20 protein-coding genes are annotated in these 14,653 nt (G+C 36.5%); 15 read left to right on the plus strand and 5 right to left on the minus strand.

From position 1 onward, the window contains the following. Positions 1 to 140: 140 nt before the first annotated feature. The 3 genes from IPU53_RS07525 to IPU53_RS07535 all read right to left on the minus strand — a co-directional run bounded on the left by IPU53_RS07525 (position 141) and on the right by IPU53_RS07535 (position 1,372). Entirely contained in the window at positions 141 to 626 is a 486-nt protein-coding gene (locus IPU53_RS07525) for an alpha/beta fold hydrolase (RefSeq protein ID WP_242698126.1), read from the minus strand. 231 nt (positions 627 to 857) lie between these two features. Next, on the minus strand, positions 858 to 1,145 hold the full coding sequence (locus IPU53_RS07530; protein ID WP_207449463.1) for a hypothetical protein: 288 nt from the start codon (positions 1,143 to 1,145) through the stop codon (positions 858 to 860). After that, a complete protein-coding gene (locus IPU53_RS07535) occupies positions 1,142 to 1,372 on the minus strand; it encodes a helix-turn-helix transcriptional regulator (RefSeq protein WP_207449465.1) in 231 nt (76 codons plus the stop codon). The genes IPU53_RS07530 and IPU53_RS07535 overlap by 4 nt, the downstream gene beginning before the upstream one ends. Before the next feature lie 99 nt (positions 1,373 to 1,471). Here IPU53_RS07535 and IPU53_RS07540 point away from each other — a divergent pair, with 99 nt between their 5' ends. Both IPU53_RS07540 and IPU53_RS07545 read left to right on the plus strand, forming a co-directional pair. Continuing rightward, the gene (locus IPU53_RS07540; RefSeq protein WP_207449467.1) at positions 1,472 to 2,731 is read left to right on the plus strand and encodes a serine hydrolase; all 1,260 of its coding nucleotides are present in this window, start codon (positions 1,472 to 1,474) and stop codon (positions 2,729 to 2,731) included. A gap of 201 nt (positions 2,732 to 2,932) precedes the next feature. After that, positions 2,933 to 3,535 carry a YdhK family protein gene (locus tag IPU53_RS07545; protein WP_207449575.1) on the plus strand — a complete coding sequence of 201 codons (603 nt, stop codon included), beginning with the start codon at positions 2,933 to 2,935 and terminating at the stop codon, positions 3,533 to 3,535. A 367-nt stretch (positions 3,536 to 3,902) separates the two neighbouring features. On the opposite strand, the gene IPU53_RS07550 is transcribed toward IPU53_RS07545, so the two are convergent. Continuing rightward, positions 3,903 to 4,886, minus strand: coding sequence for a ketoacyl-ACP synthase III (locus IPU53_RS07550; protein WP_207449469.1), 984 nt, complete (start codon positions 4,884 to 4,886; stop codon positions 3,903 to 3,905). 142 nt (positions 4,887 to 5,028) lie between these two features. On the opposite strand from IPU53_RS07550, the gene IPU53_RS07555 reads away from it, so the two are divergent. From IPU53_RS07555 to IPU53_RS07585, 7 genes are all read left to right on the plus strand, one after another. Beyond that, on the plus strand, positions 5,029 to 5,481 hold the full coding sequence (locus tag IPU53_RS07555; protein WP_207449471.1) for a GNAT family N-acetyltransferase: 453 nt from the start codon (positions 5,029 to 5,031) through the stop codon (positions 5,479 to 5,481). A 331-nt stretch (positions 5,482 to 5,812) separates the two neighbouring features. After that, entirely contained in the window at positions 5,813 to 6,103 is a 291-nt protein-coding gene (locus IPU53_RS07560) for a CD3324 family protein (protein ID WP_207449473.1), read from the plus strand. A gap of 175 nt (positions 6,104 to 6,278) precedes the next feature. Beyond that, complete coding sequence (gene fosM / locus IPU53_RS07565; RefSeq protein ID WP_207449475.1) at positions 6,279 to 6,701, plus strand: FosM family fosfomycin resistance protein; 423 nt, start codon at positions 6,279 to 6,281, stop codon at positions 6,699 to 6,701. Between the two features lie 85 nt (positions 6,702 to 6,786). Beyond that, complete coding sequence (locus IPU53_RS07570) at positions 6,787 to 7,164, plus strand: VOC family protein (RefSeq protein ID WP_207449477.1); 378 nt, start codon at positions 6,787 to 6,789, stop codon at positions 7,162 to 7,164. Between the two features lie 189 nt (positions 7,165 to 7,353). Further along, complete coding sequence (locus tag IPU53_RS25255; RefSeq protein ID WP_313886456.1) at positions 7,354 to 7,905, plus strand: GNAT family N-acetyltransferase; 552 nt, start codon at positions 7,354 to 7,356, stop codon at positions 7,903 to 7,905. Positions 7,906 to 8,084: 179 nt separating this feature from the next. After that, the gene (locus IPU53_RS07580) at positions 8,085 to 8,615 is read left to right on the plus strand and encodes a hypothetical protein (RefSeq protein WP_207449481.1); all 531 of its coding nucleotides are present in this window, start codon (positions 8,085 to 8,087) and stop codon (positions 8,613 to 8,615) included. A 158-nt stretch (positions 8,616 to 8,773) separates the two neighbouring features. Then, positions 8,774 to 9,184 carry a GNAT family N-acetyltransferase gene (locus IPU53_RS07585; RefSeq protein WP_207449483.1) on the plus strand — a complete coding sequence of 137 codons (411 nt, stop codon included), beginning with the start codon at positions 8,774 to 8,776 and terminating at the stop codon, positions 9,182 to 9,184. A 173-nt stretch (positions 9,185 to 9,357) separates the two neighbouring features. Here IPU53_RS07585 and IPU53_RS07590 read toward each other — a convergent pair whose 3' ends face one another. Continuing rightward, the gene (locus IPU53_RS07590; RefSeq protein WP_207449485.1) at positions 9,358 to 10,773 is read right to left on the minus strand and encodes a PQQ-dependent sugar dehydrogenase; all 1,416 of its coding nucleotides are present in this window, start codon (positions 10,771 to 10,773) and stop codon (positions 9,358 to 9,360) included. 222 nt (positions 10,774 to 10,995) lie between these two features. Here IPU53_RS07590 and IPU53_RS07595 point away from each other — a divergent pair, with 222 nt between their 5' ends. The 6 genes from IPU53_RS07595 (at position 10,996) to IPU53_RS07620 (ending at position 14,489) form a co-directional block, all read left to right on the plus strand. Beyond that, the gene (locus tag IPU53_RS07595) at positions 10,996 to 11,574 is read left to right on the plus strand and encodes a hypothetical protein (protein ID WP_207449487.1); all 579 of its coding nucleotides are present in this window, start codon (positions 10,996 to 10,998) and stop codon (positions 11,572 to 11,574) included. A gap of 107 nt (positions 11,575 to 11,681) precedes the next feature. Then, positions 11,682 to 12,065 (plus strand): GNAT family N-acetyltransferase, encoded by a 384-nt coding sequence (locus tag IPU53_RS07600; RefSeq protein ID WP_207449489.1) that lies wholly within the window; start codon positions 11,682 to 11,684, stop codon positions 12,063 to 12,065. A gap of 103 nt (positions 12,066 to 12,168) precedes the next feature. Beyond that, positions 12,169 to 12,627, plus strand: a complete 459-nt coding sequence (locus IPU53_RS07605; protein WP_207449491.1) for a GNAT family N-acetyltransferase — start codon at positions 12,169 to 12,171, stop codon at positions 12,625 to 12,627. A 34-nt stretch (positions 12,628 to 12,661) separates the two neighbouring features. Beyond that, complete coding sequence (locus IPU53_RS07610) at positions 12,662 to 13,537, plus strand: phosphotransferase family protein (RefSeq protein WP_207449493.1); 876 nt, start codon at positions 12,662 to 12,664, stop codon at positions 13,535 to 13,537. Between the two features lie 70 nt (positions 13,538 to 13,607). Then, a complete protein-coding gene (locus IPU53_RS07615; RefSeq protein ID WP_207449495.1) occupies positions 13,608 to 13,934 on the plus strand; it encodes an NUDIX hydrolase in 327 nt (108 codons plus the stop codon). Between the two features lie 105 nt (positions 13,935 to 14,039). Further along, the gene (locus IPU53_RS07620; RefSeq protein WP_207449497.1) at positions 14,040 to 14,489 is read left to right on the plus strand and encodes a VOC family protein; all 450 of its coding nucleotides are present in this window, start codon (positions 14,040 to 14,042) and stop codon (positions 14,487 to 14,489) included. Positions 14,490 to 14,653: the final 164 nt, after the last annotated feature.

A 14,653-nucleotide genomic window follows, 5' to 3' on the forward strand; every position in this document is an offset into this window, starting at 1 on the left:
AGTGGTGGTTTCCGCTTATTTTGTGATATGGATCGTTGTCGGTATTTTAATGTTTACTTTTGTGTTTAATGCTATTTCTGAGTAGAGCAAATATACTGAAACAAATCCATTCGGCGATGAGGAAGAATTCGATAGCAGTATTATAGGTGATGATCAAGAGGATCAAACAGAATGGGATTCGACTGAAGGCACTGATGATATGGGAGAGGTAGGAAGTGATGATCCTGTAGATTAAAACCTATTACTTTATCCTTGTATTCTTGGATAAAGGATTGAGCAATATAACCTCCCGCTGACTGTCCCACTAAAATTATTTTTTCTATATTCTCTTGTTTGAGTATAGTTAACAGCTCTTTATTTACATGTGTGAAAGTGAAATCTTCATATGGTCTTGATTTCCCATGCAAAGGATAATCCCAAGTTATCAATTTATATTCAGAGGATAAATGCTTAATTTGTTTATCAAAGAGGGTATGATCAGCTGTTAATCCATGGCAGAATACAATCGCAACTTTCTGTGGGGAAATTCGTTCATTCGTCCAGTAATAGACCTTCCCATTTGATGATTGTATATGTCTTTCCATCGTTGCATTATTAAAAACTCGATCAAAAAAGTTTTTATTCATATTCCACCTCATTGACCAAATCGGTTAATAAAATGATACACCGATTGACCGTTCTTGAGAAGGTGGTTATTTCATCAGAATAATCCATACGATGAGGTCCTTAAAAAGTATAGAGGTTGATTAGTCGTAAAAACCGAAGCCATTCAGACACATAAACTATACTGTTTGCATTAACAAAATGAAACTAAGGAATTGTGATTGAATGGAAGCATGCGAAAGGGACACTACCTCTTATAACTTGTGCTTATACACCATAATGACAGCCCCTTGTACAATGAAGATAACAAGCACCATGATCCAGATCCAATAGCGATAAGTTTCATAAGATATTCCAACAAAATCTTGAATAAGCTGAAGTATGAGCCAGCCTATTGGCAAGATTGGCATTGAGATCATATACGATTTGCTTAAAACTAGCGCCCCACGTTCATCTTTTCCTTCTTCACCCCAAGTGAATTTTAGGATGATATAAAGACTCACTAAGAAAATCGGCACTAATATAATTCCTAACCAATTCATTCTACTTCCTCCTTCACATATTGAAATACATCCGTTACTTCTTTTTCAAATAGAGCAGCAATCTCAAAAGCCAGTTTTAAAGATGGATTGTATTTGTTTTTTTCAAGAGAAACAATCGTCTGTCTACTTACTCCCAGCATTTCTGCGACTTCTTTTTGTGACCACTTTTTCTCCGCACGGAGCACAGCAAGACGGTTTTTAATCGCTCCAGATGACCTCAACACCATAATGACCACCTCTTCCTATTTTTAGTGTAACATATTTTTGACTTATAGTAAAAAATATATTACACTATCATCATCTTATTAGAAAGTAGGCGATTTTTTATGAGCTTATTTCAATATCTTATACTTTTGGCAATCGCGCTAATTGCAATATTGCCTTTATTCAAAAAAGAGCAACGAACACCTTATATGATTTTCCGGGCCGCAGCAACCTTGCTTGTAGTCCTTGTTGGTATATTTCTTTCTTTGTTTTTCTCTGATTTAGGCTATCTCTTATTTCTTGCGATTGTTTTGATTATACTGCTTCTTGAAAAATGGTTTTATACAACAAAGCTCGGAATTGCCTTACTTATCGTATTACTCGCAGGGATTGGCGTAGGAGGTTACTATTTCTTTTATAGCAATCCTGATATTGTAGCAGGCTATCTAGAAGAAACAGACACTACTTCTCTTTATTTAGCCGTTGATGGGGAAGTGCTGATTGACACTGCACCCAGTCAGGAGCGACCACTTGCAAGTACAGTCAAAATTATGGTTGCAGCTGCTTATGCTGAACAAGTTGCGGAGGGGAAGCTTGATCCTGAAATGCTTGTTCCATTAGATAAGCTAGATTCCTTTTATATTCCCAACTCAGATGGAGGTGCACATCCAGCTTGGCTTGAATCTGTAGAAAATAATATTACAGATGGAAAAATTCAGCTTCATGATGTTGTGAAAGGCATGATAGCTTACAGTTCCAATGCAAATACTGAATATTTACTTGGTTTAATTGGATTTGAGTCGATCGATGAACGAATGGAAGCGTGGGGAATGCTTGGTGAACAGGAAACGATTGTTCCGTTAGTTTCTTCCTTGCTACTTTTTGATGATTTAGGTGAAGAAGCGGAAAATCTTAGCCATGCTGAATTAAGAGAGGAATCTATCGCCCTTCAGGCTGAGCTAGAATCTGGAGCTAGGGCAGTTCCTGATTCCTTTGATATGCCTCTTACTTTGCAGCGTATTTGGTCAGATTCTGTGACTAGTGCAAGTGCAGCTTCTTATGGACATTTTCTGAGGGACGTGCATACAGGGGAATGGGGAAGCCCAGAAGCAAATACTATACTACGCGATTTGCTTGAAACTGCATACATGCTTGGAGGTGCGGATTATATTGGGGGAAAAGGTGGATCAACTGGATTTGTGCTAAACCAGGCATTGTATGCTAAGTTGAACTCTGGAGAAGAAATCGAGCTTGTTTTCTTTATTGATGACCTTAATACATTTCAGCAACAACGCGCAAATCGATCAAGTAATGATTTTTTAATTGAGGTATTTACCAACGAAAGTTATCGTAACGAACTTGTGAAGCGTTTTGGTGGATAAAACATGTTTTCTTTTCAAATCTCTCCTTACTATACACAATTATGATGAATACGTCGTTTTGCTGACACTGTATCCACGATCGAGTAGAGTAGCGCCTCTTCTCCTCTATTAGGTTTAACGAGAAGATAGGAGGGAATAATGAATTTTAGGATACATGAATGCGAAATTTTAACTCTATATGAAAGAGGTAGACTATTCATCATGTCTAAACATCGATATATTTTAAGCATTAATGTCGCGATGATGCTGGCTTTAGGAGCTTGCGGACAAGATACGAACCAGGATACAGCGAGAAAAGATGAGGGACAGATGTCTCCTCAAGAGGAGACAAGTAAAGAGGCGAATGCAAGTCATGATTCGATGCAGCATTCGAACTCAGGAGAGATTCCAGAAGAATTAAAAGAAGCGCAAGACCCCAAATACAAGGTTGGGAGTCAGGCTATAGTTGAAACGGACCATATGAAAGGAATGAAGGGGGCAGAAGCGACCATTGTCGGGGCATATAATACGATTGCTTATGTTGTCACGTACACACCAACAAATGGTGGAGAGCAAGTGAAGGATCATAAATGGGTCATACAGGAAGAAATCGCGGATGCCGGTCAGGATCCATTGAGTCCCGGTACAGAAGTTACCCTTGAGGCGGATCATATGGAAGGAATGAAAGGGGCAACAGCAGAGATTGAATCCTTTGAACAAACAACCGTTTATATGATTGATTATAAACCTACAACAGGTGGAGAAGTAGTCAAAAATCATAAATGGGTAACAGAAAGTGAACTTGGACCAGTTCGTGGGTCTTAGGGCAGGTATACTGAGGCCAAATGACATGTATAAAGCAGGAGGGAATCACTTTCTCTCCTGCTTTATCCCGAATTAACTGGCAGTAAGACCCCCACTTCAAGAATTCGAGGTGAAAACGAGAATTGTAAGTGGGGGACAACTGCCAGTAAATACCCGATTGGTTCGGGCCTGCAGGACGCAGGTCACAAAGGCGTTGCAACAGGATGTTGCGAATTTAGCCTTTGATCCTTAACATTCAGTGGGGGATGAAAAACCCCCCCACTGAATGAAGTTTCACTTTATCTGGATAATAGAACAAAAAGAGCTAGAATTATTTCCCGAGCAATAAGGACATAAGTCGAATATTGTCTAACCCTTTATAAGAAGATTATAGGTTCCATTTTAGGACAATACCTAAATGCGTTAGTCCTCCACCGAAGCCATACAGCATCAAGGTATCACCGTTTTGTACTTTTCCATTTTCAATCCCGAGCTGCAAGGCTAATGGAATTGAAGCCGAAGATGTATTACCGAAATATTTTACACTTGTTAAGGTTTTTTCAATCGAAAGTCCTGATTTTTCGCAAATGGATTCGATCATTCGCAGATTGGCACTATGAGGGATGAACCAATCGACATTGTTAAACGTCAAATCTGCTTTCTTAATCAAAGTATCCATGCCAGTTGGGATAGTGCGCACAGCCCACTTATACACTTCTCGCCCATTTTGAACCATCTTTCCTGAGGTGTTTAACGCTGTGTTGTTCATTGTTGGAGCAAGTGTTGTCCGATAAACATGAATGCCGCCGGTTCCATCTGTTCCCATATGGCTTGCAAGGAAGCTTGGATTCTCTGGATCATACTCAACAAGCATGGCTGCGGCTCCGTCGCCAAGTAAGATACAAGTAGAGCGATCTTGATAATCCGTTATTTTCGATAAAGTTTCTGTTGCTACCACTAAAATCTTTTTATGTGCCTCAGCAGTGATCAAATTATTGGCTACATGTAAAGCATAGGTGAAGCCTGCACAGGTTGCGTTGAGATCAAATGCGCCTGCACAAGGAATTTGGTAATGTGCTTGAATTTGGCAAGCGACACTTGGAAAACCATAGTCAGGAGTTGTCGTGGCCACAATAATGCCATCCACATCATCCAAATCTTTGTGATAATTTTTCATTAAACGATCAATCGCCTGAAATGCTAAAGTTGAAGCAAACTCATTCTCTCCAGCAATCCTGCGTTCTTTCATTCCAGTTCTTTGAACGATCCATTCATCATTCGTCTCCACCATTTTTTCCAAATCTTCATTACGCAATCTTTTTTCAGGTACAGCCGTTCCAATCGCCGTTACCCGTGCTTTGAATTGAACCATCAAATCACATCCTTATTGTTTTGTTTATTATAACACCTAGTGTTAGTACCTGGTATAAAAAATAAATGATTTCTTTATTTCTTTTTTCAATATGATAATATGAAAGTAAAATGGGCTTCGGCTGATAATGGGAGGACCTAAAGTGCAAATAAGGATGTTAATGAAACAGGAGAAACCACCAATGCCACTACTTTTATTGGCAGATCCTTCTAGAAAGCTTGTTGAGGCCTATTTGCAAAGGGGCCAATGCTTTATCGCGCAAGAAAAGGAACGGATTATTGGTGTCTATGTATTATTGCCAACAAGACCTGAAACAATCGAGTTAGTCAATCTTGCTGTCGATGAAAATTATCAAGGGAGAGGCATTGGAAAACAGTTGGTCTTTCATGCGATCGAAGAAGCAAGCCGACTTGGTTTTAAAACAATTGAGGTTGGCACTGGAAATTCAGGTGTTGATCAGCTTGCCCTTTACCAAAAATGTGGGTTTAGAATAACAGGAATTGATAAGGATTTCTTTCTACGGCATTATTCGGAAAAAATTTTTGAAAATGGCATACAAGTGATCGATATGGTTCGATTAGCTCAGGATTTGTGAAAGAGAAAATAGTGGAAACAATAATTATAATCGTTTTTTCCCTTGTTCAGAGGGGTGGATCTATGAGTTAATAAGGATGTCGGACCGATAGAATTTTTTCGGAAAGGAGGCTGATTGAAGTTGATCACAAAATATGAGGTGATTTCCGCTTAGCGGAAATCGCAAAACATGAGGCCGCATTTATATTGCGGTCTCCTTTTCTTTCCAGATCTAATGTATACTAAAAGTGAAAAGGTTTACTAAAATAAAACCAAATGAAAGGAGTTTTATTGATGAATGAGAAAATAATGCATGATCGACACATACATCTTAAAAGGAAGGATGTTCTTGCTTGTCATATAAAAATGGAAAAGAGGTGCTTCCCCCTCATTTGTTGAAGGAACTTCAGAAATATATTCAAGGAGAGCTTATTTATATTCCGAAGCAAACCAATCAGCGGGTAGGATGGGGAGAAGCCAACGGATCACGTCTCGCCCTAGCCAAAAGAAACGAAGAAATCTACCGATTGTATAGGGAAGGTCAGTCATTCGAGGAACTGGAACAAACCTATAATTTATCGATGGATAGTATTCGCAAAATTGTCTATAAAACACGTGAGCTTTATAGTGAAGTGCAACAATAAATATGAGCGATTAAATCTGAAGGCACTACCATTCATCTGAAATGGTGGTGCTATTTTATTTTAGCTTTTGAAAATTTCGTTAATTATTGAAATGATATTAAAATAAACAAAATTCTTGATATAATAGAAAAGAATTTTATAAAAAGAAAGAGATATGAAAGAGGGGGAAATAAAGATGACGATCACAGGTATTAATCATTTATTATTTTCCGTTTCGAATTTAGAAACATCGATTGATTTTTATCAGAAAGTATTTGGGGCCAAATTGTTAGTGAAAGGAAGAAATACTGCATACTTTGACTTAAACGGCATGTGGCTTGCACTTAATGTAGAAAAAGACATTCCTCGTCATGAAATTAACGAATCATACACACATATTGCCTTTTCGATTAAAGAGGAAGAATACGATAGCGTGTATGGAAAATTACTTGAATTAAATGTAAATATTTTAACGAGTCGTCCAAGAGATGAAAGAGATAAGAACTCGATTTATTTTACCGACCCGGATGGGCATAAATTTGAGTTTCACACAGGTACTTTGCAAGATCGATTGGATTATTACAAACAGGAAAAAAAGCATATGGAATTTTTTGATTAATGATTACTTAAAATATTCGGGGGAGAGCAGTCTTTATTTTAGAAAAAAAGGAATTCAAAGAAATTTAGAATAGGAGATGATCTAAATGGAGAAAACAGCCATAAAAAATCAAATGAACAGTGTTTTTGTTCATGTAACAAATTTGAAAGCATCGACTAAATGGTATTGCGAATTATTAGCGCTACAGGTTGATTTAGATAAAGTAGAGTCACCGGTATTTAACGTGCCCGTAGTCGGAACCACCTCTTTAACATTAGATGATCATGCCTTTGATCCCGATTTCCAGCACAAACCTAGCTTAAGTCCGATTTTTAATTTTTACGCGTCAGATATTGACGAAGCATATTATTGGGTTGAAGAAAAAGACATTGAAATTGTACGAGAAATTGAGAGAGCAGGCGGTACAGCCTGGTTTAACATCAAAGATCCAGATGGAAATATTGTAATGATTTGTGATTGTTGAATATGGGTGGGACGTGTATTTATTTAACGAGAAGAAGATAATCTAGAATTTGACCTAAATTGCATGATCAATGATCTTAACGGAGAAAAGGACAGTATTGTTTTTGTTGAGGCCAAGGAAATTCCCGGGCGCAGACCATTTCCCAGGAATGCTCGTTATTTTGAAATTGTGTCTATGGGGAAATCGATTGTGGTATCAGCTACCCCGGAACGGTTATTGATAGCCAAAGCAATGATGCAAGGCAAGGACAGGGATAGCATATTTTCTTTACCCTTCATTAGGGGTCTTTACATACATTATTTACCTGACCTGAAAGGAATAAATCCAATCTTACCAACGGAAAATTTCACTTTTTTATTAGTTGAGGAAGATGGAGTAGCGAATTTGCTTGAAAAAACAGACTTTCACAATGCTATTATTTATGATACGAATCTTCCTTGGCAAACAGGTATGGCGATGCTTGCAAAGAAAGACGGTGAAATTGTTGGTGTCGCGGGAGCAAGCAAAACCTGCGAAAAGTTGTGGCAAATAGGTATCGATATATTACCCGAATATCGCAATTTGGGATTGGCTGGTTATCTTGTAAATAAGTTAACTTTTGCCATATTGGAACGTGGAGATGTACCGTCGTATGACGTAATCGCAAGCAATCTTGCTTCACAAAAAGTGGCCCAAAGATCAGGCTATTTTCCTGCATGGATATCTGATTGGCGATGCAATTTTGATGGATTAGAGGCTTAATTGTTTCATCTTGTCTCAAGCTAACGTAGGAATACAAAGAAGCTGCCTTAGAGGAGAGATTTCAATATTTTCAGTCTTATGGATGGCTATTAGTGAATGCGGTTAAAATGAAAGGACGGCATACAATGAATATTGATTTTATCATTTTGCATGGCTCACCTGGATGAGGAAAAACAACGATGGCAAGAAAACTTCATAAATATTATAAATCTCCATATTTCGAATTTGGCTGGATTCCTGAATTCAGGAGTCTAACACCATCAACGAATATATCTCAGAAACAGGAGGAACAATTATCTTTCGAGAACCTTATAATGGTAGCAAAAAATTACAACAGACATGGATATAAAAACGTCATTCTAACGGATTTAGATGACGTAAGAATGATCGATATACCAAATGTGTTTGCTAATTATAACTATGTCATCATCACGCTTTACGTTGATTGGGATGAAGTCATTAAACATAGAATTATGACAAGGGATAATGGTAATCAATTTGAGGAGTGGGAGCAATCTGTAAAAACGAATGTATTAATACAACAACGACAAAAATTGCCCAATGAGTACCGAATATTAAATTCACGAGATGACACCGAAATGACATTTACAAAGATTAAAGACATTTTGGAACTTCATATTCCTGCTGATTCAAATGATATTTCTTACATATCGCGGAATGATTTTTTTAGTTATATTTCGGAAAAATAGTTTTATTGGTGGTGGCGTTCCTTTAATCAGGACCTATCTTTTTCTTTTTGAAGTAGTCGGAGGTAGTAATTTTTACTGAAGGACAGGTTTTTTTAGAAAGAGACCTTTGAATTCAATAGTAGTATAATATCAGTCATTATATTCTGAGGTGATTATGAATGGAGTGGCATAAAGATAGCTATATGATTAGTGATGATAGCAATCTAATCGATTTAGAATCAGTCGCACAATTACTTTCATCAACATCTTGGGCTTCAAATCGAACAAAAGAAACAATCATAAAAAGTATTCATAACTCTATTACATTTGGTTTATATGAAGGGGATAAGCAAATCGGTTTTGCAAGAGTCATTACTGACAAAGCCGTATTTTCTTGGATTTTAGATGTTGTAATTGATGAGAATTACAGAAGGAAAGGGTTAGGTTATTGGCTGATGGAATGTATTATAAAACATCCAGAAATTAAACATACAAAATTTGCTCTTGCCACTTTAGATGCTCATGATTTTTATAAAAAATTTCAGTTTGTAGACAATCAATTCCTGACAAGAAATTCGGTAAATCTTTAATGAGATGAAAATACTATATAAAAAAACCACTACAAAACCCGGACCAGTAAGAACGTTTCATGAAAGTTTGGTAAACCCATAATGCTTAGGGAAAGTTAGAAAAGGCAACATTATTAGATCAGTTGCCTTCCTTTCTTCTGGGAGTGACATTGTTCTACTTTTTATGGTTATGATTATGGAGCAACTTCAAACACAGTGCCTTGGTTAAAATCGGTTACTTTCATAGAGCCATGCACACCTAAATATAATTTAGTTTGATTGAGGTTTGCTCCCAGACTAACATAATAAGCAGAATGATCTCCAAAATTATAATCTGTTTCAATCATCCCAAAATCACTAGATTTATAATCTCCTCTAACCTTAGTATAAGCCAGCACACCTTGACGCAGAGTTTGAGATTTTTCTCTACGTGCAAGGTCAGTAAAGACAACGCTTCCCGTTAAAGTCGGGATTCCATTTCCCTTATAGGCTTGCACCCCTGTAAGTGCCATGCCTTCAAACTTATCAGAGCGGGGGTCTTCATGGAAATAACTAGTTAAAGGCTGAATTCTCCTAACTGACGTTTTAATCGCTTCATTGTAAAAAGCAATAGTTTTCTCATCCAAGTTTGCATTTTTAGAGCAGCTCCTAATAATCGAAGTAGGAAATTCACCTTCCCATCCCCTCCAGCCCAAGTTAATCAATCCCGTTTGGTCTAATTTAGTGTTTTTTAATGAAGTATGAATAAGTTGAGTAACTGGTATTGGTTTATATTGAACGAATGAATAAATAGACTCTACCAATGCCTGCCCGACATTTCCAACATATTTAATATACTGATTATAGAATCTTTGGAAGGAAATCCCTGGCATATTCCGAACTCCTTTGGCCATTACTGTCAGTGTTTCTTGAATAGGTATAGGAAGTTCATTAAAACGAGTAACAACAGGGGGATTTGAGATATTAGTAATTTTTTTTACATCAATCTCAATTATTTTTCCGGCGATTTCCATATTATCTTGGCTTAAATTAAATGGATCATAACCTGATCCTCCATCTCCGGTTGTTAAAACAAGTTTCCCTGTTTCGGGAGAAAAGTTTAAACTATTGACACCATTATGATTGGAAAATGGTCTTCTTAAATTAAGTAATGTCCGTCTTTTAAGTGATTGACCATTCGATTGTAAAATCCATTCTTCCACTGTATCAATATGATCATAGTGAGTTTCTCTGTTGAGCCACCTCAGATTTAAAGTATCGGGATTACAAGGGTCGGGTTCAAAGGATTCCGAAAGAGCGCCTTGACCCTGTGTTCCAGCTACTGAATAATGAAGATAAAATAAGCCGTTATAATAAAAATCAGGGTGAAATGCAAGTCCGATTAATCCTCGCTCATCATATCCACCACTAGAATCCCCAAGTTTTATGACTTGTGAACGAATATCTAAAAAATTTCTTATCTCCCCGTTTCCTAAATAAAAGATCTCTCCTACTTGGGTTGCAATAAATAATCTTTCAACTGAATCCCCGGGAAGCGTTGTTGTTTTTAATACAGTAGGCAAATTTAATCTACTCATAATGGGGCGTAGACGAACCTTAACCTTTTTCAATTAACTTCACACTCCTTCCATCTATAAAAATATGATGAGGACTTCTCTATTAGTACGGAAAGTTTAACTGTGGAAGTTTGCCTATGTAATATCCTTCAGTTATTCAGGAAAATAATGAAATGCCCCCATCTTGAATCAGTATTTGTAAAGGAAAGTTTATGTTGAGCAATTTAATGCATAAACAGCCTTCTGACTGCATTTATCTATTACAGGAGGTGTTAGATGCGATCATTTTCCAAAAAAGAACAGTCTAGTGTTGTCGGAGATGAGTTAACCTCAACGATGGATAGTTTTTCTAAGACAATGCGACTTGTAGCCGGAGCGCTATTAGGTTCACTTGCTTTTATTCTTCAATCCGCGGGGGTTTTCGCTGGTGTTGGTTATATACTTAGCATATTGAGCACTGGTCCTCTTGTGCTAGCTAGTATATTGTCACTAAGATTAGGGGTGATGACTTATTTCGTAACGATATTTCTTTTAGCGATGTTCCAGCCGAGTGAGCTATTCGTGTTTCCATGTACTACAGGATTATTAGGACTCAGTTTAGGCATGGGGCTTAAGTGTTTGAAGAGAAGCGTTTTGATTGTTACATTTTCAGCATTATGTTTGACAATAGGTATAAGCATTTTATTATATGGGATTAAATTTCCTATATTGGGACCGGCAATAACAGCTCAGTTTAGTAGTGTAGTTATTTTTGGGGTTTTTGCCTTTTCCTTATTGTATAGCTGGATTTGGCAGATACTAAGTACTTCTGCTATTAAACTACTAAATAAAATTTTATCACGACGCTCATTTTAGCAGAAATAAGGCTAAAGTCGCGCCTGATCAGTTTTGGATTGGATAATAATCAATTACTTTATTAAATTTATATGATGATCGTTAATCATCCATAATTTGATAGCTATATGATTAGTGATGATAGCAATCTAATCGATTTAGAATCAGTCGCACAACTGCTTTCGTCAACATATTGGGCTTCAAAGCGAACAAAAGAAACAATCATAAAAAGTATTCATAACTCAATGACATTTGGTTTATACGAAGGTGATAAGCAAATCGGATTTGCAAGAGTCATTAGTGACAAAGCCGTATTTTCTTGGATTTTAGATGTTGTAATTGAAGAAAATTATAGAAGAAATGGGATTGGACAGTGGTTAATGGAATGTATATTAAATCATCCAGAGATTAAACATACAAAATTTGCTCTTGCCACTTTAGATGCTAATGACTTTTATAAAAAATTTCAGTTTGTAGACAATCAATTCCTGACAAGAGCGCGATTGAATTAAGAAGCGTTTTTAAGCCAAAGGGTACGAGATATTAAAATACTTATATAAAAACACTTCAGAATCGGAAAGCTTGATAAACCAATAATCCTGAGGGGGGAATACAGTGGAAATTGCAAAAGTTACATCACTCGAACAGTATGATTTGGATACACTCATAGATGATAGCTTATCTGAAGGATATAAATTTATAAATAGATTAGTAGATGAATATAAAGCAGGGAGTAACAGATTTGATAAAAAGGGTGAAGCACTTTATATTGCAATATTAGGCGGCGAAGTGGTCGGCATTGGAGGCCTTAATATTGATCCATATCTTAGCCTTCCTGATGTAGGACGAGTAAGACATCTATATGTTTTGCAGAAGTGCAGAGGTAATCGTGTTGGAAAAAAACTTATAAACAAAATAATCGATGAAGCAAGAAAGCATTTTCGAACACTAAGATTATCAGCGACTGATAATCCAGTTGCCAATAATTTGTATATAACATGCGGCTTTTCAGAAGTAGAAGATGTTTATAAAGCTAGTCATATATTGGAAATATCAAAAGCTGATACCAAGTGATGGGTGTGTAGCAGAGTAAGGGGGGTTTTAGTAAATGATTAGAAACCATATTGAAAACATTCAACGGGTCTATCCTGACCTTTCTATTGAGGAATTTTATCCCAATGACATAGGGCAAAATAACGACGTGTTTATGGTAAACGAATCTTTGGTATTTAGGTTTCCCAAATATAAAAAAGGAATAATGTGTTTGAGAAGAGAAACAGAAATTTTGAAGTACATTAAAAATATAGTTTCCATTCCTATTCCTAACCCAATTTATCAATCTTTTGAAGAGATGGAACCGCAAAAAGTCTTTACTGGCTATAAACTAATAGATGGTGTTCCTATGTGGAGAGAAAGTTTAGAGGGTGTTAAAAGTGTTGAGGTAATTAAAAGATTAGCATCACAATTGGTCTCTTTCCTCTCAGAAATCCATTCTGTTTCAAAAGAGAAAGCAAGTAGAGATTTAAATCTAAAGATCAATAATCCTCAAGAAGAAATGTCGATCCTCTATGATAAAATTCAAACTAAATTATTTCCTTATATCAGACAAGAAGCCCAGAAAGAAATAACAAAATCTTTTAAGACTTTTCTTAATGGGGAGGCGTGTGCAAATATAGAAATAACCCTTATTCATGGAGATTTCGGAGCATCGAATATCTTATGGAATCCAGACACAAGAAAGGTTTCAGGGATAATCGATTTTGGTGGTTCTTATTTAGGAGATCCAGCGTATGACTTTGCTGGGATACTATCCAGTTATGGTAAAGATTTTTTTGATATATGTATGAATCTTTATCCTAATGGAGATCAAATTCGTGAGCGTGTAGAGTTTTATAAAAGTACATTTGCATTACAAGAAGCGTTGCATGGTTTTGAGAATCAGGATAGTCAAGCTTTCGAAAGTGGGATCAAGGATTATAAATAGATGATAGAACGTAGCCTTCCTATCTAGTAATGAGCAGAATGAAATTTAACCGAAAAGAGGGAAAATGCTTATGAGAGATAGAGGTTCGGTAGTATTGATAAAAGATAAAAAGGTTGGATTGATTAAAAGGGTTAGGGAAGATTCCATATATTATGTTTTTCCAGGTGGTGGAATTGAGGAAGGAGAAACACCTGAAAGAGAGGCTTTAGAGGAATTAGGGGTGAAAGTGAAAGTTAATGAGTGCATTGCGGGAACACAATACTTTTTTAAGACAGAGATCATTGGTGAAGTATTTGGCACTGGAAAAGGTGAAGAATATACAGATGAAAATAGAGATAGGGGTACATATATACCAACATGGATAAAAATTGAAAAGTTATCAGCTATTGACGTCTAATAAAACTGAAAACAATTTTATTTGAAAAAATTAACTCAAAACGAAGTATCCCTTTTTGAAAAAGAGAATAGATATACACTTTATGGTCAAAGGAGAGTGTAGGATATGCAGAACAAAAAAACGAATAATGCGGATGTGATCGGATACTGTTGCATGAGATTCCCAGTCTCTGATTTAAAAAAGTCGGTAGATTTTTATTGCAATGTCTTGGGCTATAAATTGAATTCGGCAGATTTTCAGTTTGGAGAGGCACATATTGCATTAAAGAAGGAAAATGGTCCGGGAATATTTTTGATGGAAACCAAACAGGAAGATGTTACACAATTAAAATTTGTATTTCCTCGTTCCTTTTTTATCACAGACAGCACGGGACAGGTGACAATGGTTGAGTTATTAACGAATGATTTGCTCGCTTTGCATGAACGAATTAAACAAGCTGGGGGGCATGTTGATAAAGAACCTGTATTTATGAAAGATTTTGGTTATTTCACCTTTTATGATCCGGATGGGCACTATATTCGGGCGGTCGAAGAGAGAGGTGTGCATTCAAATTGAAACAAAAAATGAGATCAACACACAAACAGGGGCTAACTGAGCCTGAGGATAAATTCCTATAGTGAGTATGGAATAGCAAAAGTTTCTCAACTCCATCATCTCAAAAATTCGAGATTCTTAAGCAGGAAGTGCAAAACATTAAAAGACATATATATCGATTAAAG

Source organism: Bacillus sp. SD088, assembly GCF_017355205.1.
GTDB lineage: Bacteria > Bacillota > Bacilli > Bacillales > Bacillaceae_C > Lederbergia.